At 70.9% G+C, this 21,470-nt stretch carries 23 protein-coding genes; 16 read left to right on the top strand and 7 right to left on the bottom strand.

Annotated elements, in window-relative coordinates; all coding sequences use genetic code 11:
- Positions 1-53: 53 nt before the first annotated feature.
- The 3 genes from A3IC_RS0107095 to A3IC_RS52940 form a co-directional block, all read right to left on the bottom strand.
- Entirely contained in the window at positions 54-641 is a 588-nt protein-coding gene (locus A3IC_RS0107095) for a hypothetical protein (protein ID WP_020549367.1), read from the bottom strand.
- 198 nt (positions 642-839) lie between these two features.
- On the bottom strand, positions 840-2,060 hold the full coding sequence (locus tag A3IC_RS0107090; RefSeq protein WP_020549366.1) for an acetyl-CoA C-acetyltransferase: 1,221 nt from the start codon (positions 2,058-2,060) through the stop codon (positions 840-842).
- Between the two features lie 156 nt (positions 2,061-2,216).
- On the bottom strand, positions 2,217-3,317 hold the full coding sequence (locus A3IC_RS52940; protein ID WP_020549365.1) for an SGNH/GDSL hydrolase family protein: 1,101 nt from the start codon (positions 3,315-3,317) through the stop codon (positions 2,217-2,219).
- 258 nt (positions 3,318-3,575) lie between these two features.
- Between A3IC_RS52940 and A3IC_RS0107080 the strand changes: the two genes are divergently transcribed.
- The 6 genes from A3IC_RS0107080 (at position 3,576) to A3IC_RS0107055 (ending at position 7,554) form a co-directional block, all read left to right on the top strand.
- Positions 3,576-4,952 (top strand): cystathionine beta-synthase, encoded by a 1,377-nt coding sequence (locus tag A3IC_RS0107080; RefSeq protein ID WP_020549364.1) that lies wholly within the window; start codon positions 3,576-3,578, stop codon positions 4,950-4,952.
- A gap of 156 nt (positions 4,953-5,108) precedes the next feature.
- Positions 5,109-5,672 carry a GNAT family N-acetyltransferase gene (locus A3IC_RS52935; RefSeq protein WP_020549363.1) on the top strand — a complete coding sequence of 188 codons (564 nt, stop codon included), beginning with the start codon at positions 5,109-5,111 and terminating at the stop codon, positions 5,670-5,672.
- A gap of 121 nt (positions 5,673-5,793) precedes the next feature.
- Positions 5,794-6,423: a helix-turn-helix domain-containing protein gene (locus A3IC_RS0107070; RefSeq protein ID WP_020549362.1), complete on the top strand. Its 630-nt coding sequence runs from the start codon at positions 5,794-5,796 to the stop codon at positions 6,421-6,423.
- A 57-nt stretch (positions 6,424-6,480) separates the two neighbouring features.
- Entirely contained in the window at positions 6,481-6,603 is a 123-nt protein-coding gene (locus A3IC_RS72420) for a hypothetical protein (RefSeq protein ID WP_268812492.1), read from the top strand.
- Positions 6,604-6,658: 55 nt separating this feature from the next.
- A complete protein-coding gene (locus A3IC_RS0107060) occupies positions 6,659-6,979 on the top strand; it encodes a hypothetical protein (RefSeq protein ID WP_020549360.1) in 321 nt (106 codons plus the stop codon).
- 332 nt (positions 6,980-7,311) lie between these two features.
- Complete coding sequence (locus A3IC_RS0107055) at positions 7,312-7,554, top strand: chaplin (protein WP_020549359.1); 243 nt, start codon at positions 7,312-7,314, stop codon at positions 7,552-7,554.
- A gap of 157 nt (positions 7,555-7,711) precedes the next feature.
- Here the strand turns inward: A3IC_RS0107055 and A3IC_RS0107050 are convergent, their stop codons facing one another.
- Complete coding sequence (locus A3IC_RS0107050; protein WP_020549358.1) at positions 7,712-8,482, bottom strand: SDR family NAD(P)-dependent oxidoreductase; 771 nt, start codon at positions 8,480-8,482, stop codon at positions 7,712-7,714.
- Between the two features lie 232 nt (positions 8,483-8,714).
- Between A3IC_RS0107050 and A3IC_RS0107045 the strand changes: the two genes are divergently transcribed.
- Positions 8,715-9,206, top strand: a complete 492-nt coding sequence (locus A3IC_RS0107045) for an Asp23/Gls24 family envelope stress response protein (protein ID WP_020549357.1) — start codon at positions 8,715-8,717, stop codon at positions 9,204-9,206.
- A gap of 83 nt (positions 9,207-9,289) precedes the next feature.
- Here the strand turns inward: A3IC_RS0107045 and A3IC_RS0107040 are convergent, their stop codons facing one another.
- Entirely contained in the window at positions 9,290-10,345 is a 1,056-nt protein-coding gene (locus A3IC_RS0107040) for a hypothetical protein (protein WP_020549356.1), read from the bottom strand.
- Between the two features lie 166 nt (positions 10,346-10,511).
- Between A3IC_RS0107040 and A3IC_RS0107035 the strand changes: the two genes are divergently transcribed.
- From A3IC_RS0107035 to add, 7 genes are all read left to right on the top strand, one after another.
- On the top strand, positions 10,512-11,396 hold the full coding sequence (locus A3IC_RS0107035; protein WP_020549355.1) for a menaquinone biosynthetic enzyme MqnA/MqnD family protein: 885 nt from the start codon (positions 10,512-10,514) through the stop codon (positions 11,394-11,396).
- Between the two features lie 127 nt (positions 11,397-11,523).
- Positions 11,524-12,714 carry a cyclic dehypoxanthinyl futalosine synthase gene (mqnC, locus tag A3IC_RS0107030; RefSeq protein WP_020549354.1) on the top strand — a complete coding sequence of 397 codons (1,191 nt, stop codon included), beginning with the start codon at positions 11,524-11,526 and terminating at the stop codon, positions 12,712-12,714.
- A 23-nt stretch (positions 12,715-12,737) separates the two neighbouring features.
- Entirely contained in the window at positions 12,738-13,982 is a 1,245-nt protein-coding gene (locus A3IC_RS0107025) for an amidohydrolase family protein (RefSeq protein ID WP_040876232.1), read from the top strand.
- A 183-nt stretch (positions 13,983-14,165) separates the two neighbouring features.
- Positions 14,166-14,339, top strand: coding sequence for a hypothetical protein (locus A3IC_RS68375; protein ID WP_020549352.1), 174 nt, complete (start codon positions 14,166-14,168; stop codon positions 14,337-14,339).
- Between the two features lie 115 nt (positions 14,340-14,454).
- The gene (locus A3IC_RS0107015) at positions 14,455-15,153 is read left to right on the top strand and encodes a demethylmenaquinone methyltransferase (RefSeq protein ID WP_020549351.1); all 699 of its coding nucleotides are present in this window, start codon (positions 14,455-14,457) and stop codon (positions 15,151-15,153) included.
- 122 nt (positions 15,154-15,275) lie between these two features.
- On the top strand, positions 15,276-16,616 hold the full coding sequence (locus tag A3IC_RS0107010; protein WP_205354304.1) for a geranylgeranyl reductase family protein: 1,341 nt from the start codon (positions 15,276-15,278) through the stop codon (positions 16,614-16,616).
- A gap of 79 nt (positions 16,617-16,695) precedes the next feature.
- Positions 16,696-17,721 carry an adenosine deaminase gene (gene add / locus A3IC_RS0107005; protein ID WP_020549349.1) on the top strand — a complete coding sequence of 342 codons (1,026 nt, stop codon included), beginning with the start codon at positions 16,696-16,698 and terminating at the stop codon, positions 17,719-17,721.
- 65 nt (positions 17,722-17,786) lie between these two features.
- Here add and A3IC_RS0107000 read toward each other — a convergent pair whose 3' ends face one another.
- On the bottom strand, positions 17,787-18,962 hold the full coding sequence (locus tag A3IC_RS0107000) for a hypothetical protein (RefSeq protein ID WP_020549348.1): 1,176 nt from the start codon (positions 18,960-18,962) through the stop codon (positions 17,787-17,789).
- Entirely contained in the window at positions 18,959-19,483 is a 525-nt protein-coding gene (locus A3IC_RS0106995; protein ID WP_020549347.1) for a SigE family RNA polymerase sigma factor, read from the bottom strand. The genes A3IC_RS0107000 and A3IC_RS0106995 overlap by 4 nt, the downstream gene beginning before the upstream one ends.
- Before the next feature lie 153 nt (positions 19,484-19,636).
- On the opposite strand from A3IC_RS0106995, the gene A3IC_RS0106990 reads away from it, so the two are divergent.
- Together A3IC_RS0106990 and A3IC_RS0106985 are read left to right on the top strand one after the other, a co-directional pair.
- On the top strand, positions 19,637-19,960 hold the full coding sequence (locus A3IC_RS0106990) for a PadR family transcriptional regulator (RefSeq protein WP_020549346.1): 324 nt from the start codon (positions 19,637-19,639) through the stop codon (positions 19,958-19,960).
- On the top strand, positions 19,957-21,348 hold the full coding sequence (locus A3IC_RS0106985) for an HAAS signaling domain-containing protein (RefSeq protein WP_020549345.1): 1,392 nt from the start codon (positions 19,957-19,959) through the stop codon (positions 21,346-21,348). Before A3IC_RS0106990 ends, A3IC_RS0106985 begins: the two co-directional genes overlap by 4 nt.
- Positions 21,349-21,470 lie beyond the last annotated feature (122 nt).

Raw genomic sequence — 21,470 nt, 5'->3', positions numbered from 1 at the left:
GAGGGGCGGTGCCGGGCGGTGCCGACCCACCGGATCCGGCGAGTGTGCCGGGCCTAAGCCGGCGGCCGCACGTACAGGCGGTCGGCCAGCGCGTACGTGGTGTCCTCGTCCGTACCGAAGGTCAGCGCCCAGCCGCCGCCGATCTCGGAGGTGCCGAGCAGGCGCACCGGCAGGCCCTGGGACAGCGCGACGTCGATCAGCGACGCCGCCTCCGGGTCGCCCGGCATCACCACGAGCGAGCTGCCGTCGGCGAAATCGACCACGTCCAGCCCGCCGGCGTCGCCGGGCGAGCCGGTGCGCACGCGCGTGATCGGGGTGGCGCCGGCGATCAGGCCGGTCAGGTAGCCGCCGGTGAGGTGGGTGGGCAGCAGCGGGGTCAGGTTCTCCGACGGGTGCGGACGCCGGCCGGTCGCGTCGTCGTCCGGGTCGACGTCGAGGAAGTCCTCGCGCCCGGTTCCGGGGACGGTCAGCGGTGGTCGCTCGGCGTCCCGGCTGCGGAAGAGATGACCGACGAACGCCTCGTCCCGGATCTCCGCCATCGCGCGGGCACGGCGTCGCCGGGTCAGTCGGCGCACGACGGCGGTCACCGCGACGGCGCACGCGGCGGTGATCAGGACGGGGACGATGTAAGCGTTCGGCATGACGTGATCCGCAACCCTTGGCCAACCCGAGGAACAGCTTCTTCATCCAGGGTCGCGCCGTCGGCGGCCTGCCGCCAGAGCGTGACGTCCCGACCGGGTGGGACTTCGGCACGACCCGATCGGGTGATGTGCGACGAAGCCCGCCCGGGGGTGTCCGGACGGGCTTCGCGCGGGTACCGGGCCGAGCCGGTGGGCCGGTCAGCTCAGGCGTTCGAGCACCATGGCCATGCCCATGCCGCCGCCGACGCACATGGTCTCCAGGCCCCACTGCTTGTCGTGCCACCGGAGCGAGTTGATCAGTGTGCTGGTGATCCGGGCGCCGGTCATCCCGAACGGGTGGCCGATCGCGATCGCGCCGCCGTTGACGTTGACCTTGTCCAGGTCGAAGCCCAGGTCGCGGTAGGAGGGGATGACCTGCGCGGCGAACGCCTCGTTGATCTCCACCAGGTCGATGTCGGCCGAGGTCAGGCCGGCTCGGGCCATCGCGATTCGTGATGCCTCGACCGGGCCGTAGCCCATGATCTCCGGCGACAGGCCGGACACGGCGGTGGAGACGATCCGGGCCAGCGGGGTCAGGCCCAGCTCGCGCGCCTTGGTGTCGGACATCACGATGACCGCGGCGGCGCCGTCGTTGAGCGGACACGCGTTGCCCGCGGTGACCGTGCCGTCCGGGCGGAAGACCGGCTTGAGCCCGGAGATGCCCTCCAGCGTGGTGCCCGCGCGCGGACCGTCGTCCTTGCTCACCACGGTGCCGTCGGCGAGCGTGACCGGGGTGATGTCCTCGGCCCAGAAGCCGTCGGCGATCGCCTGCTCGGTGCGGTTTTGCGAGCGGACCGCGAACTCGTCCTGCTCGGCCCGGGAGATGCCCTTGTGCTGGGCGAGGTTCTCGGCGGTGAAGCCCATCCCGATGTACACGTCCGGGAGCAGGCCCTGCTCGCGCGGGTCGGCCCAGGTCGAGCCCTTCTCGACGGCCTCGGTGGTGCGGGTCGCGGCCTCGGCGAACAGCGGGTTCCTGGTGTCCGGGATCGAGTCGCTGCTGCCCTTGCCGCGGGTGCTGGTGACCATCTCGACACCGGCGGAGATGTACGCGTCGCCCTCGCCCGCGCGGATCGCGTGCATCGCCATCCGGGTGGTCTGCAGCGACGACGAGCAGTAGCGGGTGATGGTGGTTCCGGGCAGGTGGTCGTAGCCGAGCATGACCGCGACGTTGCGACCCATGTTGAAGCCCTGCTCACCACCGGGCAGGCCGCAGCCCAGCATCAGGTCGTCGATGTCCTTGGGGTCCAGCGCCGGGACCTTGTCCAGGGCGGCGCGGACCATGAGCGCGGTCAGGTCGTCCGACCGCAGGTCCTTCAGGGAACCCTTGAAGGCGCGACCGATCGGGGAGCGGGCGGTGGCGACGATGACTGCTTCGGGCATCGGGACTCCTTGTTGGTCTTTGCGGCCGTCGGTACGAGGACCCCGGAGGGACTCTCGTCGGTGCGGAAGCGCAACTGACGCTGAAGTTACTGCCTGGTAGTCAAAAGTGGGAGGGGCGGATCGTGCGACCTGCCCCACGCCGTAACTGACGCCCAGTCAGATTTCTTCCGCCACATTACCCCGGGCGTCCTCGAACGGGGTTGGCGCAGTCCGCTCGACCTTCGAATCGCTCTCGGCGCCGTCCGGGTCGGCGCCCGACTCGGCATCCGGCTCCACCGTCGCGGGAGTCGGGATCTGCTGCCGCCGGCGGTGGCGCAACAATGCCCACCGGCCGCGCGGGCCGCGCTCGCGCCCGCCGACGTCGGTGCCGGTCACCTCGGTGCCACCCTCGGCGGCGGCCTCGATCGCGGCCTGGGCGATCGGCAGCACGCCCTCGCCGCGGAAGCTGTCCGGGCTCACCTCGTCCAGCGGCCACAGATCCAACGCGGCGCACACGGACGGCAGCGAGGCCATCGCGGCGGTCGCGTACCCCTCGACCGAAGGGTGGAAACGATCCGGACCGAACATCGCCTTGGGCCGGGCCAGGAACTCGGGCCCGAGCAACGAGCCGAGCGAGACGGTACGACCGCCCGCCTCGACCACGGCGATGGTCTGCGCGGCGGCCAGGTTGCGGCTCCACTGCCGGGCCAGGTAGCGCAGCGGCTGGGCGATCGGCTCGATCGTGCCCAGGTCGGGGCAGGTGGCCACGACGACCTCGACGCCGGAGGCGATCAGCCGGCGGGTGGCCTGTTCGAGGTGGCGCACCGACTCGGCCGGGCGCATCCGGTGGGTGACGTCGTTCGCGCCGATCATGATCATCACGACGTCGAGTTCGTGTTCGAGGGCGCGGGTGACCTGGCGTTCCAGGTCCGAGGACTGTGCGCCGGAGAGCGCGACGTTGACCAGTCGCACCGGCACCTCGGCGACGGCGGCCAGGCCGGAGGCGAGCAACGCGCCGGGGGTCTGCATCGGGTCCTCGACGCCGAGGCCGGCGGCGGTGGAGTCGCCGAGCACCGCGAACGTGATCGGCTCGCCCGGCAGGTCGCCGTACATCCCGTCGGCGGTCGGCGGTTCGCCGTCGGGTTCGCCCACCGTGCGGCGGGCCATCTTCGCCTCGGTGTACAACACCGCGAACATCGCCCCGGTCAGCACTCCCACGCCGCCGCCACCGAAGGCCGCGGCGGCCGCCACCCGGCGGGCCATCCGAGTGCGCATCATCGCCGGGTACCGCGGCCGGCCGTCGTGTACAAGACCTCGGGCTCCTCCCCGTCGCGAACTCCACGCCGACCCTAACCGAACCGTCGGGTTCGTCGGCGGACAGCCGGGGGCGTGGTGGGGGCGTGCGGCGTGGGCGCGGGTCGAGGCCGCGGTGTCGTGTCCGGCGCGAAAGCGCGGACTAGGCTGGGAGAAGTTAGCGCAATGTGAGGATTTTGGGCCATCCGGCCCCGGCTGATGCGCACTCATGGCGGAGGTTCCGTGCGGTACCACGAATCCATGCTCGACCTGATCGGGGACACCCCCCTCGTCAAGCTCAACTCCGTCACCTCGGGGTTGTCGGCGACGGTGCTGGCGAAGGTCGAGTACTTCAACCCCGGCGGCTCGGTGAAGGACCGGATCGCCGTGCGGATGATCGACGCGGCCGAGCAGTCGGGTGCGCTGCGTCCGGGCGGCACGATCGTCGAGCCCACCTCCGGAAACACCGGAGTGGGGCTGGCGATGGTGGCGCAGCGACGCGGTTACAAGTGCGTGTTCGTCTGCCCGGACAAGGTCAGCATGGACAAGATCAATGTCATGCGGGCCTATGGGGCCGAGGTGGTGGTCTGCCCGACCGCGGTCGACCCCGAGCACCCCGACTCCTACTACAACGTCTCGGACCGGCTGGTGCGCGAGACGCCCGGCGCGTGGAAGCCCGACCAGTACTCCAACCCGGAGAACCCGCAGTCGCACTACCTCTCCACGGGTCCCGAGTTGTGGGAGCAGACCGACGGTCGGATCACGTGCTTCGTGGCCGGCGTCGGCACCGGCGGCACCATCTCCGGGACGGGGCGCTTCCTCAAGGAGGTCTCGAACGGCGGCGTGCGGGTGGTCGGCGCCGACCCGGAGGGCTCGGTGTACTCCGGCGGCAGCGGCCGGCCGTACCTGGTCGAGGGCGTCGGTGAGGACTTCTGGCCGACCGCGTACGACAGCGGGGTGCCCGACGAGATCATCGCGGTGTCCGACCGCGACTCGTTCCTGATGACGCGCCGGCTCGCCCGCGAGGAAGGGCTGCTGGTCGGCGGCTCGTGCGGGATGGCCGTGGTCGCGGCGCTGCGTGCGGCGGAGCGGCTGGGGCCGGACGACGTGGTCGTGGTGCTGCTGCCGGACTCCGGGCGCGGCTACCTCAGCAAGATCTTCAACGACGAATGGATGGCCGACTACGGCTTCCTGGACGCGGACCCGAACGAGGCCACCGTGGCCGACATCCTGGCCCGCAAGCAGGGCGACCTGCCCGCACTGGTGCACGTGCACCCGGAGGAGAGCGTCGGCGACTCGATCGCGATCCTGCGCGAGTTCGGGGTCAGCCAGATGCCGGTGGTCAAGCCCGGTGCGGGCCACCCGGACGTGATGGCCGCCGAGGTGGTCGGCTCGATCGCCGAGCGCGACCTGCTGGACGCACTGGTGTCCGGCCGCGCGTCGGCGGGCGACCCGTTGGAGAAGTTCATGTCGGTGCCGCTGCCGGTGGTCGGCTCCGGTGAGCCGATCGCGCGCCTCGCGCGGGTGCTGGAGCAGGCCGACGCGGCTTTGGTGCTGGTGCACGGCAAGCCGCAGGGCGTGGTCACCCGGCAGGACCTGCTGGGTCACCTGGCGGGCTGAGTCGGCCGTGTTTCGCCACCGGGGCGGCGACGTCACCGGATCGGTTCGCTCCGGACACGCCCGCGTAGTCGATGTGTAACACCGCCTCGACACCGTGGGGGTTCGGCGGGGACGGACCGCGAGGGGACCGCTCCGGTGGCGAGAGGCGGTAGGGACATGACGGCGATGTCGATGCGGGGCCGGGCCAGGCTCACCGTGGTGAGTGCGGTCGGCGCGGGCGAGTGGCCCTCGCACGTACGGGTGCGGGTGGCTCGGGCCGAGGACGCCGCGCAGGTGCGCGCGATGCACGAGCGGTGCTCGCCGGAGACCCGTCGATTGCGCTACTTCACCTCGGCGCCCCGGTTGCCGGAGAGCGCGCTGAGCCGGTTGCTGGTGCCCGAACACGGGGTGAGCCTGGTGGCGGTCGCGCCCGACGGGGCGATCGGCGCGCTGGCCACCCTCTTCCACCCGGCGCACGAGTCGGTCGGCGAAGTGGCGCTGCTGGTCGAGGACGGGTGGCAGCGGCACGGGCTCGGCACCACGCTGCTGCGCTCGCTCGTCGAACACGCGGCCGCGCGCGGGGCGAGCGACCTGCGGGCGCACGTGCTGCCGTGGAACCGGCGGATGCTCGCCCTGTTCGACCGGGCCGGGCTGGTCAGTCGGCGCGGCTACGAGGACGGCGTGGTGCTGGTGGAGGCCGAGGTGCCGCCGGGCGTGCTCGCGTCGGGGCGCTGCGCCTGACGTGGGGCAGAGGGGCGGGGATTTCGACCCGTATATGCGCTATGCGCCGGATTGAAGAGGGCGAATTTGCCTCTGAGGCAAGTTTTTTGCCTCTCTGGTAGGGCCTGCCTAATCTCGAAGCATGGCCTCCTCCCAAAGCTACGACACCGACGAGCCGGAGCCGGCATCCGCCGAGGCGGTACCGACCGGGCTCGGCGACCGGTTGCGTGCGGCCCGTCGGGCGAACGGGTTCAAGCTCGACGAGGCCGCGCAGCTGACCAAGCTCTCCGTCGCCTACCTCTCCCGGCTCGAACACGAGCGCCGGCAGCCGTCGTTGCCCGCGCTGTTGACCCTGGCCCGGGTCTACAACACCACCGTCTCCGAACTCCTCGGCGAGGACGGTGCCTCGGCCGAGCCGGTGGTTCGGGCCCGCGCGGCCGAGCCGGTCGAGGCGCACGGCTGGACCTATTGGCGCGTGGGCAGTCCGCGCCGGGGCATGCAGGCGCTGCGTGTGCGGGTGCCGGCGGGCCGGGCGGACGGGCCCGGGCGAGTGCATCCGGGCGAGGAATGGCTGTACGTGCTGACCGGTCAGCTCCGGCTGACCCTGGACGGGGCCACCCACCTGCTCGCGCCCGGTGACGTGGCGCACTTCGACTCGGGTCTGGCGCATCGGATGGAATCCGCCGACGCGTATCTGCCCGTCGAGTTCCTGATGGTCCACGCGGCGCCGGCACTGGTCGCGTTCTCGCCGTGTCTGCCGGCTCATGTCTGAGCCGCTCGTCTGTGAGCGCGCCGGGGTCCGAGTCCGCCCAAGTCTGAGGAGTTCGCCGTGATGGAGAGCGAGAAGAGCCGGGCGACCGGGATGTGGATCCGGATCGCGATCTACATCCTCGGATTCTCCGTCGTCTTCGGGGCACTGATGTTCACCGCGGTGACCTACGGCCACCGCTGAGCGCCCGGCGCGTCAGCGCGCCGGCGGCCGGTCGCGGGCCCGTAGGCTCGCGCTCATGGAAAATGCGACTTCCTCCGACTCCACGACCCGCTATATCCGGCTCAACCTCGAAATCGTGCTGGAGGTCACCGACGCCGACGCGCTGCGTGCCGCGGCGTTGGACAGCGTCAAGGCCGACGAGGAGTTGTCCCCGGGCGACCGGGCCGACGCGACCGCCGCGATCGAGAGCGACCTGGCCGAGTCGGTCTCGTACCTGATCGACCCGTTCAGCCTCGTCGAGGACATCGCCGGCACGGAGCTGAGCGAGGCCGGCTGGCAGTCGGAGGGCGCCGAGTACCTGCCCGAGGACGATGACGAGGACGACGAGGACGCCTGACGTCCCGACGGTTCGTGCCCCGGTCGACCGGGCGCGGCCCGGCACTACCTTGCAGACCCTGCGCAGACCTGTTCGCCCCTTCGTCCCCCCTACGCCCCGCGGAGCCTCGGCTTTGCGGGGCGTCGATCGTTTTCGCGGTGGGGTGGTTCGCGCGGTGGAGTGGGAGTGGAGCCGGGGGTGCGCGGGCGCCTGTCACCGGCGTACGGCGCACGTGCGCGTCCTCGCATGGGTGAATCGGGAAGCAACCGAACGGTCGGGCGTTGCTCGTTGCAGCGGCCTTCGTTGTCCCATGTGCCGCATCCGTTCGTGCGGCAATGTGACATGGAGGAAATATGAACACGGTCAAGAAGGCGGCCATCATCACCGCTGCCGCCGGTGGCATCCTCGCCGCGGGCATGGGTGCGGCCAACGCGAGTTCCGATGCGGACGGTGCGGCCGTCGGGTCGCCGGGCGTGATTTCGGGCAACAACATCGAGGTTCCGGTGCACGTTCCGGTGAACGTGTGCGGCAACAGTGTCAACCTGGTCGGTCTGGTGAACCCGGCGTTCGGGAACGTTTGTATCAACCAGGGCTGAACTCGCACCTTCGGTGGGCGCTGTACGGGGTGACCGGTACGGCGCCCTCTGTGCGTCCTGGGTTCGCCTCGAGCGCCGGCGGGGCTGTTCGGCCTCAAGCGCCGGCCGGGCCGGGTTGCTCGGCCGGCGGTTCGAGGGGTGTTGGTGGGGCTTCGGGTCAGGCGTGTGTGCCGCCGTCGATGCGGAGGGATGTGCCGGTGACGAATTTGCCGTCGTCGGAGGCGAGGGCGGCGATCATGCCGGCGATCACGTCGGGGTGGGCCATGCCGTCGCCGATGATCGGCATCAGCTTGCCGAAGAGTTCCCAGTCGGCGTCGTCCGGGACCTGGTTCGGGGTGTCGTCGACGATGCCGCTGGAGATGCTGCCGGGTGCGACGTTGACCGCGCGCAGGCCCTGGCGGCTGTACTCGAGTGCGATCGCGTGGGTGAAGGCGTCGATCGCGCCCTTGCTGGCCGCGTAGGCCGCCATGTACGGGTGGGCGAAGCTCGCCGACGTGGAACTGAAGTTGATGATCACGCCGTTGCCGGTCTCCAGGAGCGGGGGCAGCGCGGCGCGGGTCATCAGGAACGTGCCCGTCAGGTTGACGGTGATGATCTGATTCCACTTTTCGAGCGGGAACGTGTGGGTGTGGCCGGCGCGCAGGATCCCGGCCGCGTTCACCAGCACGTCCAGGCCGCCCAGACGCTCGACCACCTCGGCCACGCCCGCGCCGACCGCGTCCTCGTCGGAGACGTCCAGCACGCCCGTGCTCAGCCGGGCGTCCACGCCCTTCTCCGCCGCCATCGCGCGGGTCTTCTCCAACCCGTCGGCGTTGACGTCCGCCGCGTGTACCGTGCCCGCCTCGCTCAGCAGCCGCAGCACCGTGGCCTGGCCGATGCCCGAGCCGCCACCGGTGACGATGATGCGCCGATCCTGGAACCGCTCCACAGTGTTTCCTCCTCGAACGGGGTGTACGGGTCCCATCACAAGCGGTTCCGACACGCAGGAGCAAGCCTCCTGAACGGTTGGCCGGGAGTGAAATGAAACATGTTCCAGCTCACTTTCGCGGCCGATCGGATTAATTCGCCCGGATTGCGTGACGAATCGATCGGGAAGGGGTCACTCCTCATGTGAGGGGAGCCCCATCCCTCACGAAGCGGCGAAAGGCGAGGTTCCAGCCATGGCAGACTCACCCGTCCACACACCCGACAAGAGCACCACCCGTTCGGTACGGGCCGAGCGGCCGGCGACCGGCTCCGGTCACCTCACCGAGGTGACCGCGCTGGCCACGGACCGAGGGCGGACCTCGATCGCGGACGGGGTGGTGGCCAAGGTCGCCGGACTGGCGGCGCGCGAGATCCCGGGCGTGTACGCGCTCGGCGGCGGGGTCTCCCGGGCCTTCGCGGCGATGCGCAAGGCCGTACCGGGCGGTCGTCCGGACGTGGCGCGCGGAGTCGGCGTCGAGGTCGGCGAGAAGCAGTGTGCCGTCGACCTGAGCCTGGTGGTGGAGTACGGCGCACCGATCGCCGAAGTCGCCGGGGCCGTGCGTGACCACGTGATCGAGTCGATCGAGCGCATGACCGGCCTCGAGGTGGTCGAGGTGGACATCTCCGTGGACGACATCCACATCGAGCAGGAGGACGACGACACCTCCTCGCGCAACCTGGCGTGAGACCGGGCCGGCGGCCCCGAAGCCGCGTGGGAAAGGGCGGGACCGGATCGCTCCGGGCCCGCCCTTTTGTGCCGCCGCGTCCGTCAGCGCCGTCGGCCGCGCAGACTCCGGCCGACCGCGCCCACCACGATCGCCACGATCGAGGCGGCGAACACCGACCAGGCCATCGTGGTCAGCGAATCCGTGAATACGTCGTAGATCGCCTCGATGCCGTCCCGGTTCAGGGTGTTCCGGGTGGCCAGTTCGTCGGCGACCGGTCCGCTCGCGGAGGAGACCAGGAGCAGCAGCAGGCCGCTTGTGACGAACAGGCCGACGCCGGTCATGATCAGCGCGCGGAAGCGGTTCACCGCGACCGCCAGGCCGACCAGCAGCAGCACCAGGGTCAGGATCGGCAGCCACTTGCCCGCGTCGTCGACGGCCTGGAACGCGTCCCGGCCCTGCTGGGCCTCGGAGGCGTGCGGCAGTTGGGCCAGGTCGATCGGGATGCTGGTGGGCAGGCCCGCCTTCGACACCGGGATGCCGGCCTTGTTCAATCGGGGCACGATCGCGTCGAGCGGGCTCTTGAGGTTGACCACCACCCGGTCGCCGTCCGTCGTGACGTTCTTGCTGTCCCGGCCGAGGATGGACGACATCACCACGTCGTGCGCGGTGGCGATGCCCTCCTTCCAGACCGCCTTGAACGAGGGCTTGCCGATCTCCTCGTTCACCGCGCTCTGCACCACGTCGCGCGGCACCTGACCGCGCACGGTCGTCGGGAGTTGCTTGATCAACTCCTCGGTCATCAGCCGGGCGACCTCACTACGGATCGCCGGCTCGTCGATCAGCGCCACCGCGTTGTCGGTGAACCCCTGCTCGGAGACCACCTCCCAGCGCAGCCACAGCGCGGACAGCGCCGGGATCGTCAGCAGCACCGCCAGCACCAGGCTGATCCCGGCGACGGTGCCGCGCAGCGCGCCGTACGCGGATCCCGAGGACTGCCGAGGCGGAGGTCCGTAGGAGCCGCCGCCGCCCGGACCGCCCGGTTGATACGGAGCGCCCGGATCGTATGCGGGCGGCGGGGCGGGCGTGGACGCATAGGGCGGGGGCGGGGGCGGGTAGCCGCCACCCTGGCCCGGATACGAGCCCGGGGACGAGTGCATCGCGCTTCCTCCGTCGTTGTGGTCGAACCGTCGTGGGATCGGTCCGGCATCCGAGAATCTCACCCGTATGCCGCTGCCACTGCCACGCGTGCGGTGTTGTGCCTGTTCGGTGACACCGGCCCGGGCCGATACCGGCGATCCGCGCACCCGGGCATAGCCTGCGGGGATGGACACTGTGGACAACGCGCCGCAACCCGGCCGCCGGCGACCCCGGGTAGGCCATATCCAGTACCTCAACTGCCTGCCCATCTACTGGGGCCTGGCCCGCACGGGTTCGTTGGTGGATCTGGACCTGACCAAGGACACTCCGGACAACCTCAACGACGCCCTCGTGCGCGGCGACCTCGACATCGCGCCGATCAGCGTGGTCGAGTTCCTGCGCCATGCGGACGACCTGGTGGTGCTCCCGGACATCGCGGTGGCCGCCGACGGGCCGGTGATGTCGGTGATGCTGGTCAGCCAGGTGCCGATCGACAAGCTCGACGGCGCGCGGGTCGCACTCGGTTCGCAAAGCCGCACGGGCGTTCGACTGGCCCGGCTGCTGCTGGAGGAGAAGTACGGCGTGCGGCCGGAATTCTTCACCTCGGCGCCCGATTTGGGGCTGATGATGCAGGAGGCGGACGCCGCGGTGGTGATCGGCGACGTCGCACTGCGCGCGACGCTGTACGACGCGCCACGCCTGGGCCTGCTGGTCTACGACCTCGCGTACGAGTGGAAGCAGTGGACCGGGCTGCCGTTCGTGTTCGCGGTGTGGGCCGCGCGCCGCGAGTTCCTGGCCGCGTACCCGGCCGAGGTGCACGCGGTGCACCGGGCCTTCCTGGAGTCGCGCGACCTGTGCATGCAGGAGGTGGACAAGGTCTGCGAGCACGTGGCCCGATGGGAGGCGTTCGACGCGGTCACGCTGGAGCGCTACTACACCGAGGCGCTGGACTACTCGCTCGGCGCGCGACACCTGCGGGGCATGGCCGAGTTCGCCCGGCGGACCGCGCACGACACCGGGTACCCGGCGGATGTGCGGGTGCGGCTGCTCGACGCCCCGCAGGTTCCGTGAGCGCGCCGGATAGGCTCGTTCACGAGCATTCGCACCGCGCCCACCCGCTGGGCGCTCGTTCGCTCGACGCGCACTCGTCGTACGCGCAACCGTTCCACTCGTATTCGTTCCATGCGGAGGCTTCCCCGTGATCAGCGATCTCCAGCCGGTCCTGGACCGGGCCGCCGGCGGTGGGCGGATCACGCCCGACGAGGCACTCGCCCTGTACGTGCACGCACCGCTGCACGCGCTCGGCCGCGCCGCCGACGCCGCGCGGCGCATGCGCTACGCGGACACCGTCGACATCGCGACGTACATCATCGAGCGCAACATCAACTACACGAACGTGTGCGTCACCGCGTGCAAGTTCTGTGCGTTCTACGCCCCGCCCAAGAGTGAGAAGGGCTGGGTCCGGGAGATCGACGACATTCTGCGCCGGTGTGCGGAGACGGTCGAACTCGGCGGCACACAGATCATGTTCCAGGGCGGGCACCACCCCGACTTCGGCGTCGAGTACTACGAGCGCGCGTTCGCCGCGATCAAGGCCGAATTCCCGCAGCTGGTCATCCACTCGCTCGGCGCCTCCGAGGTCGCGCACATGGCCAAGGTCTCCGGCGTGGGTATCGAGGAGGCCATCACGCGCATCCACGCGGCCGGCCTGGACTCGTTCGCGGGCGCCGGCGCGGAGCTGCTCCCGGAGCGCCCGCGCAAGGCGATCGCGCCGCTGAAGGAGTCCGGCGAGCGCTGGCTGGAGATCATGGAGACCGCGCACGGGCTGGGCGTGGAGTCCACCTCGACGATGCTGATGGGCACCGGCGAGACCAACGCCGAGCGGATCGAGCACCTGCGGATGATCCGCGACGTGCAGGACCGCACAGGCGGCTTCCGGGCCTTCATCCCGTACACCTACCAGCCGGAGAACAACCACCTGAAGGGGCAGACGCAGGCCACCCTGCTCGAATACCTGCGCCTGATCGCGGTCGCCCGCCTGTTCCTGCACAACGTCGCGCACATCCAGGGCTCGTGGCTGACCACGGGCAAGGAGGCCGGCCAGCTCACCCTGCACTACGGCGCGGACGACCTGGGCTCGGTCATGCTCGAAGAGAACGTGGTCTCCTCCGCGGGCGCCAAGCACCGCTCCAACCGGATGGAGCTGCTGCACCTGATCCGCGCCGCCGGCCGGATCCCGGCCCAGCGCGACACCACGTACAACCACCTGATCGTGCACGACGACCCGGCGAACGACCCGGTCGACGACAAGGTGATCTCGCACTTCTCCTCCACGGCCCTCGACGGGGGCACCGCCCGCACCGAACTCGAGGTCGTCGACGTCCGCTGAGACCGGCTTGGGATGATGGGCGCATGTCGTCGACCCTGCATGTTGCGCCCGTTGTGCTGTCCATGGTCGGGGCGGAGCCCATTCGTGACGGGGCCGTGCTCGTGGAGGACGGTCGGATCGTCGCGGTGGGCTCGCGGAGCGAGGTGCACTCGGCCGGGGCGCGGGAGCGGGTCTGGCGCGGGGTGCTGATGCCGGGGCTGGTGAACGCGCACGCACATCTGCAGTACACCGACTTCGGCGATCTCGCGCTGTCCGGGCTGGCCTTCCCGGAGTGGATTCGCACGTTGACCGCGCGGCGGGCCGACTTCTCCGAGGTGATGTGGCAGGAGAGCGCGCGCCGCGGGGTGCACCACATGTTGCGGTCGGGGACCACGGCGGCGGCGGACGTGGTCACCGACCCGTGCGTGCTCGTGCCGGTGGGCCGGTCGGGGCTGCGCGGGATCAGCTACGTCGAGGTGATCGCGGACGACGCGATGTGGGCGGGCGGGCGGCGGGCGGCCTTCCTGGACACGCTGGACGGGGCGAGCGGCGGGCGTGCGTTGGGCGTGTCGCCGCACACCCCGTTCACGGTCGGCACGGCGGTGTTCGAGGAGTGCGTGGCGATCGCGCGCGAGCGCGGGCTGCGGCTGCACCCGCACCTGGCGGAGACCGCGCACGAGGCCGAGTTCATCCGGCACGGCACCGGCCGGTTCGCCGAGTTGAACCGGGCCGTGGGGATGGCCCTGGAACTGCTCGACGGCGGCAGCGGCGGCGGCCCGGCGGCCTACCTGGCCGGGTTCGACGGGCTGGGCCCCGACGTGCACGTCGCGCACGGCGTGCACCTGGCCGCCGAGGATCGTGCGCTGCTGCGCGAGCAGGGCACGGCGGTCGCGCTGTGCGTGCGCTCGAACGCGATCCTGGCGGCGGGGGAGCCGCCGGTCGCCGACTACCTGGCCGAGGGTGCGCCGCTCGCGCTGGGTACCGACTCGCTCGCCTCCTCGCCGTCCCTGGACATGTGGGAAGAGGCGGCGGCGGTCCGCGAACTGGCGATCCGTCAGGGCTACCGCGCCGACGACCTGGACCGGCGCCTGGTCGAGGCGGTCACGGTCGGCGGTGCGGCGGCGATGGGCGGCCTCGACGGCGCGGGCGCCCTGCGCCCGGGCGGCCTCGCCGACCTCGCGGTGTTCGACGTGCCGACGCAGGGCGACCCGTACGCGGCGCTGCTCGCGCACGGCACCGGGTCGTGCGTGGCCACCGTGCTCGGCGGGCGGCTCGTGCATCGGCGGTGACGGCGGGCCCGAAGCAGTGACGCCGGTGGCGCACGGGGGTGGTGCCGGGCGGCGCACGATCGGTTCCGCACGAGCACGCATGGCCGCGCGGAGCCCGGGCAGGCGCCCGGTCGGAACGACACGGTTCCCCCCAAGGCACTTTTCCGACCCGGGCCCTGCCCGCTCGGGATGAGGAGGCACACCATGTCCGTCGCCACCCGCATGCGTTCCATCGTCCATGCCGTGACGCCGCGTCGTCGGGGCCGTCGCACCGGCGGCGGTGGCGACGGCGTGGGCATCGGCGCTCGCATCGGCCGCGTCGGCGGCGGTGTCGGAGCCGACAAGCGTGGCGTCGGCGGCGGCGTCGGGCGTCGGTGACCGCACGGCGCCGACCCGGCGGATACCGGGCGGGTCGCGTGCGTTACGCGACCCGCCCGGTGCGTTGCGTGCCCCCAGGGCCCGAGGGCGGGCCCGGGCGCGAGATGATGGCCCGGTGACCCGAGCCTCCCTGGACAAGCAACCGCGTGAAGTCGCGTCGATGTTCGACGCGGTCGCGGCGCGCTACGACCTGACCAACACCGTGCTGTCGATGGGCCAGGACCGGTCCTGGCGCAAGGCCGTCGCGCGTGCCGTGGACGCCCGTCCGGGAGAGCGTGTGCTCGACCTCGCGGCCGGCACCGGGACCTCCTCGTTGCCCTTCCGGGACGCGGGCGCGGAGGTGGTGCCGTGCGACTTCTCCGTGGGCATGCTGCGCGAGGGCAAGCGCAGGCACCCCGAACTGCCCTTCACCGCGGGCGACGCGACCAGGCTTCCGTTCAAGGACGCCACGTTCGACGCGGTGACCATCTCGTTCGGCCTGCGCAACGTCAGCGACACCGAGGGCGCGCTGCGCGAGATGTTGCGGGTGACCCGGCCGGGCGGGCGACTGGTCGTCTGCGAGTTCAGCCGGCCCACCTGGCGCCCGTTCGAGACCGTGTACGTGGAGTATCTGATGCGCGCGCTGCCGCCGGTGGCCACCGCGGTCAGCAGCAACCCGGACGCGTACGTCTACCTGGCCGAGTCGATCCGCGCGTGGCCGGACCAGGCGGGTCTGGCGGCGCTGGTGGGCAAGGCGGGCTGGGAACACCCGGCCTGGCGCAACCTCACCGGCGGAGTCGTCGCACTGCACCGGGGCTTCCGACCGTCCCGGTGACCCACGACGGGCCGGTCGGCACCCGGCCGCGGCTCCGGCGCCGTGCCGGCACCGGTGGCCACAGGCCGCCGCCCGCCCGCTCCTCATAGACTTGTCCGGCCGGAACCGTCCCGGTTTCGGTACTGCCGCAGAGACTTCCAGGGGAGTCGTCCGTGACCGACGCAGCGCCCGTCACAACCACCAAGCGCGCCGACTCGACGCATGAGGCCGACGTCATCGTGGTCGGGGCCGGTCCGGCCGGATCGACCACGGCGTATCACCTGGCCAAGTCCGGTGTCAGCGTGATCCTGCTGGAGAAGACCGAGTTCCCCCGGGAGAAGGTCTGTGGCGACGGGCTCACCCCGCGCGCCACCAAGCAGCTGATCGCGATGGGCGTGGACACCTCGGTCGAGGCCGGCTGGCTGCCGAACAAGGGGCTGCGCATCCTCGGCGGCGGCATGCGTCTGGAGCTGGACTGGCCCGACCTGGCCAGCTACCCCGCGCACGGCCTGGTCCGCAAGCGGGCCGACTTCGACGAGATCCTGGCCCGCCAGGCGGCCTCCGCCGGCGCCAAGCTGTACGAGCGCGCCAACGTCACCGGCCCGATCCTGGACGACCGGACCGGCCGGATCGTCGGCGTCAGCGTGCGGATGAACGGCTCCAAGGAGGAGACCGTCTTCCGCGCGCCGATCGTGGTCGCCGCGGACGGCAACTCGACCCGGCTCTCGCTCGCGATGGGCCTGCACCGCCGCGAGGACCGCCCGATGGGCGTCGCGGTGCGCACCTACTTCAAGTCCCCGCGCAGCGACGACGACTACCTCGAGTCGTGGCTGGAGCTGTGGGACCGGCGTGAGGGCCGGGAGAAGCTGCTGCCCGGCTACGGCTGGGTGTTCGGCATGGGCGACGGCACCTCGAACGTGGGCCTGGGCCTGCTGAACACCTCCTCCGCGTTCAAGGACATCGACTATCGCGACCTGCTCAAGGGCTGGGTCGCGGGGATGCCCGAGGAGTGGGGCTACACCGACGAGAATCAGGAGGGCCCGATCCGGGGTGCCGCGCTCCCGATGGGCTTCAACCGCCAACCGCACTACACCAAGGGCCTGTTGCTGGTCGGCGACGCGGGCGGGATGGTCAACCCGTTCAACGGCGAGGGCATCGCCTATGCGATGGAGTCCGGCGAGATCGCGGCCCAGGTGATCACCCAGGCGGTGGCCCGGCTCACGCCCGAGGGCCGCGAGCGCGCGCTGCACGACTACCCGCGCATCCTCAAGCAGACCTACGGCGGCTACTACACGCTGGGTCGGGTGTTCGTGAAGCTGATCGGCGACCCGCGGGTGATGAACTTCGCCACCAAGCACGGCCTGCCGCACCCGATGCTGATGCGGTTCGTGCTCAAGATGCTGGCCAACCTGACCGACCCGCGCGGCGGCGACGCGATGGACCGGATCATCAACGGCATGGTGCGGATCGCACCGGCGGCGTGATGCGCGCGTAGTGCGGGCGTAGTGGTGGTGTGCTTGGCTCGGCGGCGCACCATCACTACGACTTCGGAGGACTGCTCCCATGCGAGACGCCCGCGACATGCGCGACTTCATCGCCGGACTGCCCAAGTGCGAGCTGCATCTGCACATCGAGGGCACGCTGGAGCCCGAGTTGAAGTTCGCGCTGGCCGAGCGCAACGGGATCGAGCTGCCGTACTCCTCGGTCGAGGAGATGCGTGCCTCGTATCGGTTCGACAGCCTTGCCTCCTTCCTCACGATCTACTACGAGGGCATGCGGGTGCTGGTGCACGAGCCGGACTTCTACGACCTGGCCATGGCGTATCTGCGCAAGGCCGCCGCGCAGAACGTGCGTTACGTGGAGATGTTCTTCGATCCGCAGGCGCACACCGGTCGCGGCGTGCCGTTCGACGTGGTGGTGCGCGGGCTCACCCGGGCGATCGGGGACGCCCGGCGCGAACTGGGCATCCGGGCCCGGTTGATCATGTGCTTCCTGCGTGACTTCCAGGCCGAGTACGCGATGGCCACGCTGGTGCAGTCGCTGGCGTACCGGGAGTGGATCGTGGGGATCGGGCTCGACTCGGACGAGCGCGGAAACCCGCCGGTCAAGTTCGCCGCCGTGTACGCACGGGCGCGGGCCGAGGGCTTCCGACTCACCATGCACTGCGACGTCGACCAGGAGAACAGCGTCGAGCACATCCGCCAGGCGATCGAGGACATCGGCGTGGACCGGATCGACCACGGCTCCAACGCGTTGGAGGATCCCGGGCTGGTCGCGGCGATCAAGGAGCGCGGTCTCGGTCTGACCGTGTGTCCGGTCTCCAACTCCTTTGTGGTGGACGGGATCAAGGAGCAGGAGATCCGGCGGATGCTGGACGAGGGCATCCTGGTCACCATCAACTCGGACGACCCGGCGTACATGGACGCGTACGTGCTGGAGAACCTCGAACGCACCCAGGAGGTCCTGGGCCTGAGTCGGGCCGAGGTGGCCCGCTTCGAGTACAACGCGTTCGCGATCGCGTGGTTGCCGGAGGATGTGCGGGACGGGTATGTGGCGGAGTTGGACGCCTACGCGGCGGCTGCGGGCTGAATCCGAAGACGAGCCGAACTCCCATAATCTCTCTGGGAGTTTGGCTCATCGGGCGAACGGCGCGATCAGCGGAGCGGGGTGGTCCAGGTGTCCGGGGCCCGGCAGTTGCCGAAGGTCATCGACGCGAGCATGCGCTCGAGTGCCGCATGGGGCACCACGTCGGTGTCGGTGACGGTGATCAGTACTTCGCAGCCGTTCACCTTCGCGACCATGCTTGCGCCTCCTTCGGGCATGAACAGTCCGGCAGCGGGCCGGGTGAAGTACCAGGTGTCGTGTCCGGCGATCACCCGCGGCGCGCCGGACCGTTCGACCAGGCCCAGGTGACCGCTGTCCCCGGCCATGACCTGGATGCGCAGCGCGCCCTGTTCGGACAGGCTCAGCAGTGAGCTCCGCTTCGGCACGGGTTGCGCGGCGGCGCCGAAGACGAGCACGGAGTTCGCCTGGTTCGGGGTGCGGGTGTTCGAGCCGCCGTAGTCGAGCCGGAGGGTGTCCGGCACGAAGCCGAGCCGGTAGGGCGTGGTGGTGCCGGTCGGTTCGAGCCGGACCGCCTCGGCCAGGCGCAGCAGGTCGGTGCGCTGCCGGGGGCCGGAGACGATCACCCAGGAGCCGGTGGCCTCCCGCCAGGCGACCACCGACGCCCGTACGTCCGTGGGCGAGGCGGGCACCAGGTTTCCGTTCGCGTCGACCTCGCCCTTCTTGAGGGCGGAGGCATTCTCCGGACCGGTGTGGTTCGAGGCCGGATCGATCAGGTAGTTCTCGACGAGGCGGGCCGGATGCCCCTGCACGGTGATCGCCTCGCCGGCGTCCAGCGCGGCCACGTCCACGTCGGCCGGCGCGTAGACGCCGACGACCCCGCCCTTGTCGCCGACAGTTCGGGCCTCGTCGACCGGCCGAAGGCCGTCCGAGCGGATGGTGGCCAACGCGGTGCTTCCCGAGAAGCCCCGTTCCATGACGAACAGGCCCTCGGCCCCGTCGACGCCGATGGACACCGCGGGCGGCTTCACCGTGGGTGCGGCGGGGCCGGTCACGCGCTGTGGTTCGTTGTCGGTCAGCAGCGCGAATCCGCTCGGCGCGGCGGCGCCGATCGTGAGCGCGGCGGCCATGCCCAGTCCGGCCGCCACCCGGCGTCGTCGGCGTACCCGTCGGGCTCCGGTGTACGCGGCCTCGATCATTCCGTCGGCTGCGGGGGCGAGCTGCTCGTGGCGGGTGAACGCCTCTTCGAGGTCTCGAACGTCGGTCACGCCGGCTCTCCTTGGCTCATCGAGGGGATTTTTGGCACGTCCACGGTCAGTTCCACGCGCAGGGTGGCCAGGGCCCGGGACGCGTAGGCGCGGACGGTGCCGGGTCGGCATTTCAGGGTGTCGGCGATCTCGTCGTCGGTGAGTCCTTCGTAATAGCGAAGGACCAACACGGCGCGTTGTTGGCGAGGCAGGGCGAGCAGGCGCCGCCACAGGTCGTCTCCGGCGCCGACGGCGGCGGCGTGGTCCGGCACGCTGGGGGCGTCCGGGCCGCTGATCTCCTGGTGGGTCAGGGCCACCGTGCGCACGGCCTTGCGTCGGCGCAGGGACAGGAACTCGTTGGTGACCATCGCGCGGACATAGGCTTCCGGCCGGTCCAGGGAGCCGATGCGTTTCCAGCGCACGAGCGCCTTTGTCAGTGCTTCCTGGACGAGGTCCCGCGCCAACTCCCGTTCCCCGCACAGCAGCGCGGCATAGCGCAGCAAGGCCGGCAGCCGGGCCGCCGCGAAGTCCTCGAACCGCATCTGGTCGTCTCCTTGTTCGAAAGCCTTCTCCTCTACAAACGCGCGCGGGGGTCGATCCGCTGTGCGGGCCGCGCCGATATCGCGTTCGGCCGTGGGTTCCGTCACTACTACGCATTGCGTGGTACCGTGCAACGCACAAGAGCTGGAGGGGTCATGGATCCGAGTCAGTTGCTCAAGGGAGTGCTGGACCTCGCGGTGCTTGCCGTGCTGCGCGAGGAGGACGGCTACGGCTACGACGTACTGCGCAGACTGCGCAAGGCCGGCCTCGACGACGTCGGTGACGCGTCCGTCTACGGCACGCTGCGACGGCTGTACAACGCCGGGCTCCTCACGTCCTACGTGGTGGCCAGCGACGAAGGCCCGAACCGCAAGTACTACGCCTTGAACGAGCCCGGCCGAGAGCGGTTCCGGGAGTCCACCGACACGTGGAACTCGTTCGCCCGGACGATGTCGGAACTGGTGGGGGAGACCCGATGAAGGACACCGCACTGCACCCTGTCGCGGCGGACTACCGCGTCGAGGTGGCCCGCATTCTGGCCGACCTCCCGGCCTCCGAGGCGGAGGAGATCCTGGACGACGTCGAAGTGAACCTGAGCGAGGTGGTCGCCGAACTCGACGGCGCGGTCACCTCCGAGTCGCTGCGCGCACGTCTGGGCACCCCGCACGAGTACGCCGCCGAACTGCGTGCGGCGGCCGGGTATCCGCCGCTGACGCGGACCGGACCGGGCCGCCTGTCGAACTTCGGCAGGGCCGAACTCCTGTGCCTGGGACTGCTCGTGACGCTCGGGGCGGCGTTCGTGACCGGCATCGGGCTCGGTGCCGCGAAGGACGGGCAGGACCGGTGGTGGATCTTTCCGTGTCTGCTGGGCCTGGCTGTCGAGGCACTGAACGCACTGTGGTTGCGCGGCCGTGAGCCGGGACTGCCCGAGATCGCCGCGCTGTCGGTCGGCCGACGCGCGAGGGCTCTCGGGGAGTCCTTGCGCACGGGCCGATGGGCCGAACCGGTGCGCTTCCTGATGGGTCTGCAAAGCGCGTGGTGGGTGGCGCGGGCGCTGATCGTGGCCGTGCTGGCGTGGGTCGTGGCGGGCGGCGTGTGGTGGCCGGTGGGCGCCGGTGTCCTGGCCCTGATCGGGTCGTTGTGGCTGGGCCCGCGTGCGGCGCGCGATCGTCGACTGGTGTGGGCGGCGGTGCCGATCAACGCGCTCGTGATCGGGGCCGGCATCGGGATGCTCGGCGCGGGGCAACTGAAGCCGGACGCGGGCTCGATGGAGCATGTGAGCTACGCCCCGCAGTCGCAGTACCCGCCGAGCTTCCACACCCCGGAGGGTAGTCCGCTGGACCCCGGCTCCCTGCTGGGCACGCTGGACGGGCAACGACTGCAGAACATCTATCCCTTCGACGCGCAGGGTCGCCCGCTCAAGGACGTGCTGCTCTTCGACCAGAACGGCAAGCAACTCGGGCTCGCCGGGGCCGACCACGACTATCGGTGTGGGCCCGCGGGGTCGGAGCTGAACCTGGTGCCCAATCGGGAGAGCCTGCCGTTCCCGCAGCCCCGGTTGGTCGTCGAGCCGGGCGGAGCCAAGTGCCACGTCGAGGAGGGCACGGCGCCCTTCACGATTGCGATCCCGGTGCGACCGGGCAGGCAACCCTCGGCGAATCCGGGTGCGGTGCCGCCGCCCGGTACGCAACTGCCGCAGGGCGCACCGTCGACGGCCCCCTCGGCCGGCGCCTCGGGCGCGCCGAACCCGGCGAACCGGACCACCTTGCCGGTGCCGCCGAATTCGGCTCCGCCCGCCTCACCGGCGAACCCGAAGACCGCGGAGTCGGCGGAGTCGGCGACCGCGCCTGCACAGAGCGGGAGTTGAGGCTCGGGACCCGGGCCCCGATCCGGGTCCCGGGACCGACGGTCGTCGACCGTCCGGTCCCGGATGACAGGGCGCGGTGTCGGTGGGTGATGTGTGTCCGGCCGGCGCCGCGTTCGTGCCGG

The sequence above is a fragment of the Embleya scabrispora DSM 41855 genome, assembly GCF_000372745.1.
Classification (GTDB): Bacteria; Actinomycetota; Actinomycetes; order Streptomycetales; family Streptomycetaceae; genus Embleya; species Embleya scabrispora.
Note: the sequence above shows the minus strand (reverse complement) of the source record. Positions and strands in the feature narration are given on the sequence as shown.

Bases quoted from the DNA above. Each gene is read 5' to 3' on its own strand.
- A3IC_RS0107055 (WP_020549359.1), top strand. From the start codon at position 7,312: ATGAACACGGTCAAGAAGGCGGCCATCATCACCGCTGCCGCCGGTGGC.
- A3IC_RS52935 (WP_020549363.1), top strand. From the start codon at position 5,109: ATGACGGCGATGTCGATGCGGGGCCGGGCCAGGCTCACCGTGGTGAGT.
- A3IC_RS52940 (WP_020549365.1), bottom strand. From the start codon at position 3,317: ATGATGCGCACTCGGATGGCCCGCCGGGTGGCGGCCGCCGCGGCCTTC.
- A3IC_RS0107045 (WP_020549357.1), top strand. From the start codon at position 8,715: ATGGCAGACTCACCCGTCCACACACCCGACAAGAGCACCACCCGTTCG.
- add (WP_020549349.1), top strand. From the start codon at position 16,696: ATGCGAGACGCCCGCGACATGCGCGACTTCATCGCCGGACTGCCCAAG.
- A3IC_RS0106990 (WP_020549346.1), top strand. From the start codon at position 19,637: ATGGATCCGAGTCAGTTGCTCAAGGGAGTGCTGGACCTCGCGGTGCTT.
- A3IC_RS68375 (WP_020549352.1), top strand. From the start codon at position 14,166: ATGTCCGTCGCCACCCGCATGCGTTCCATCGTCCATGCCGTGACGCCG.
- A3IC_RS0107090 (WP_020549366.1), bottom strand. From the start codon at position 2,060: ATGCCCGAAGCAGTCATCGTCGCCACCGCCCGCTCCCCGATCGGTCGC.
- A3IC_RS0107070 (WP_020549362.1), top strand. From the start codon at position 5,794: ATGGCCTCCTCCCAAAGCTACGACACCGACGAGCCGGAGCCGGCATCC.
- A3IC_RS0107040 (WP_020549356.1), bottom strand. From the start codon at position 10,345: ATGCACTCGTCCCCGGGCTCGTATCCGGGCCAGGGTGGCGGCTACCCG.
- A3IC_RS0106985 (WP_020549345.1), top strand. From the start codon at position 19,957: ATGAAGGACACCGCACTGCACCCTGTCGCGGCGGACTACCGCGTCGAG.
- A3IC_RS0107095 (WP_020549367.1), bottom strand. From the start codon at position 641: ATGCCGAACGCTTACATCGTCCCCGTCCTGATCACCGCCGCGTGCGCC.
- A3IC_RS0107025 (WP_040876232.1), top strand. From the start codon at position 12,738: ATGTCGTCGACCCTGCATGTTGCGCCCGTTGTGCTGTCCATGGTCGGG.
- A3IC_RS0107035 (WP_020549355.1), top strand. From the start codon at position 10,512: ATGGACACTGTGGACAACGCGCCGCAACCCGGCCGCCGGCGACCCCGG.
- A3IC_RS0107060 (WP_020549360.1), top strand. From the start codon at position 6,659: ATGGAAAATGCGACTTCCTCCGACTCCACGACCCGCTATATCCGGCTC.
- A3IC_RS0106995 (WP_020549347.1), bottom strand. From the start codon at position 19,483: ATGCGGTTCGAGGACTTCGCGGCGGCCCGGCTGCCGGCCTTGCTGCGC.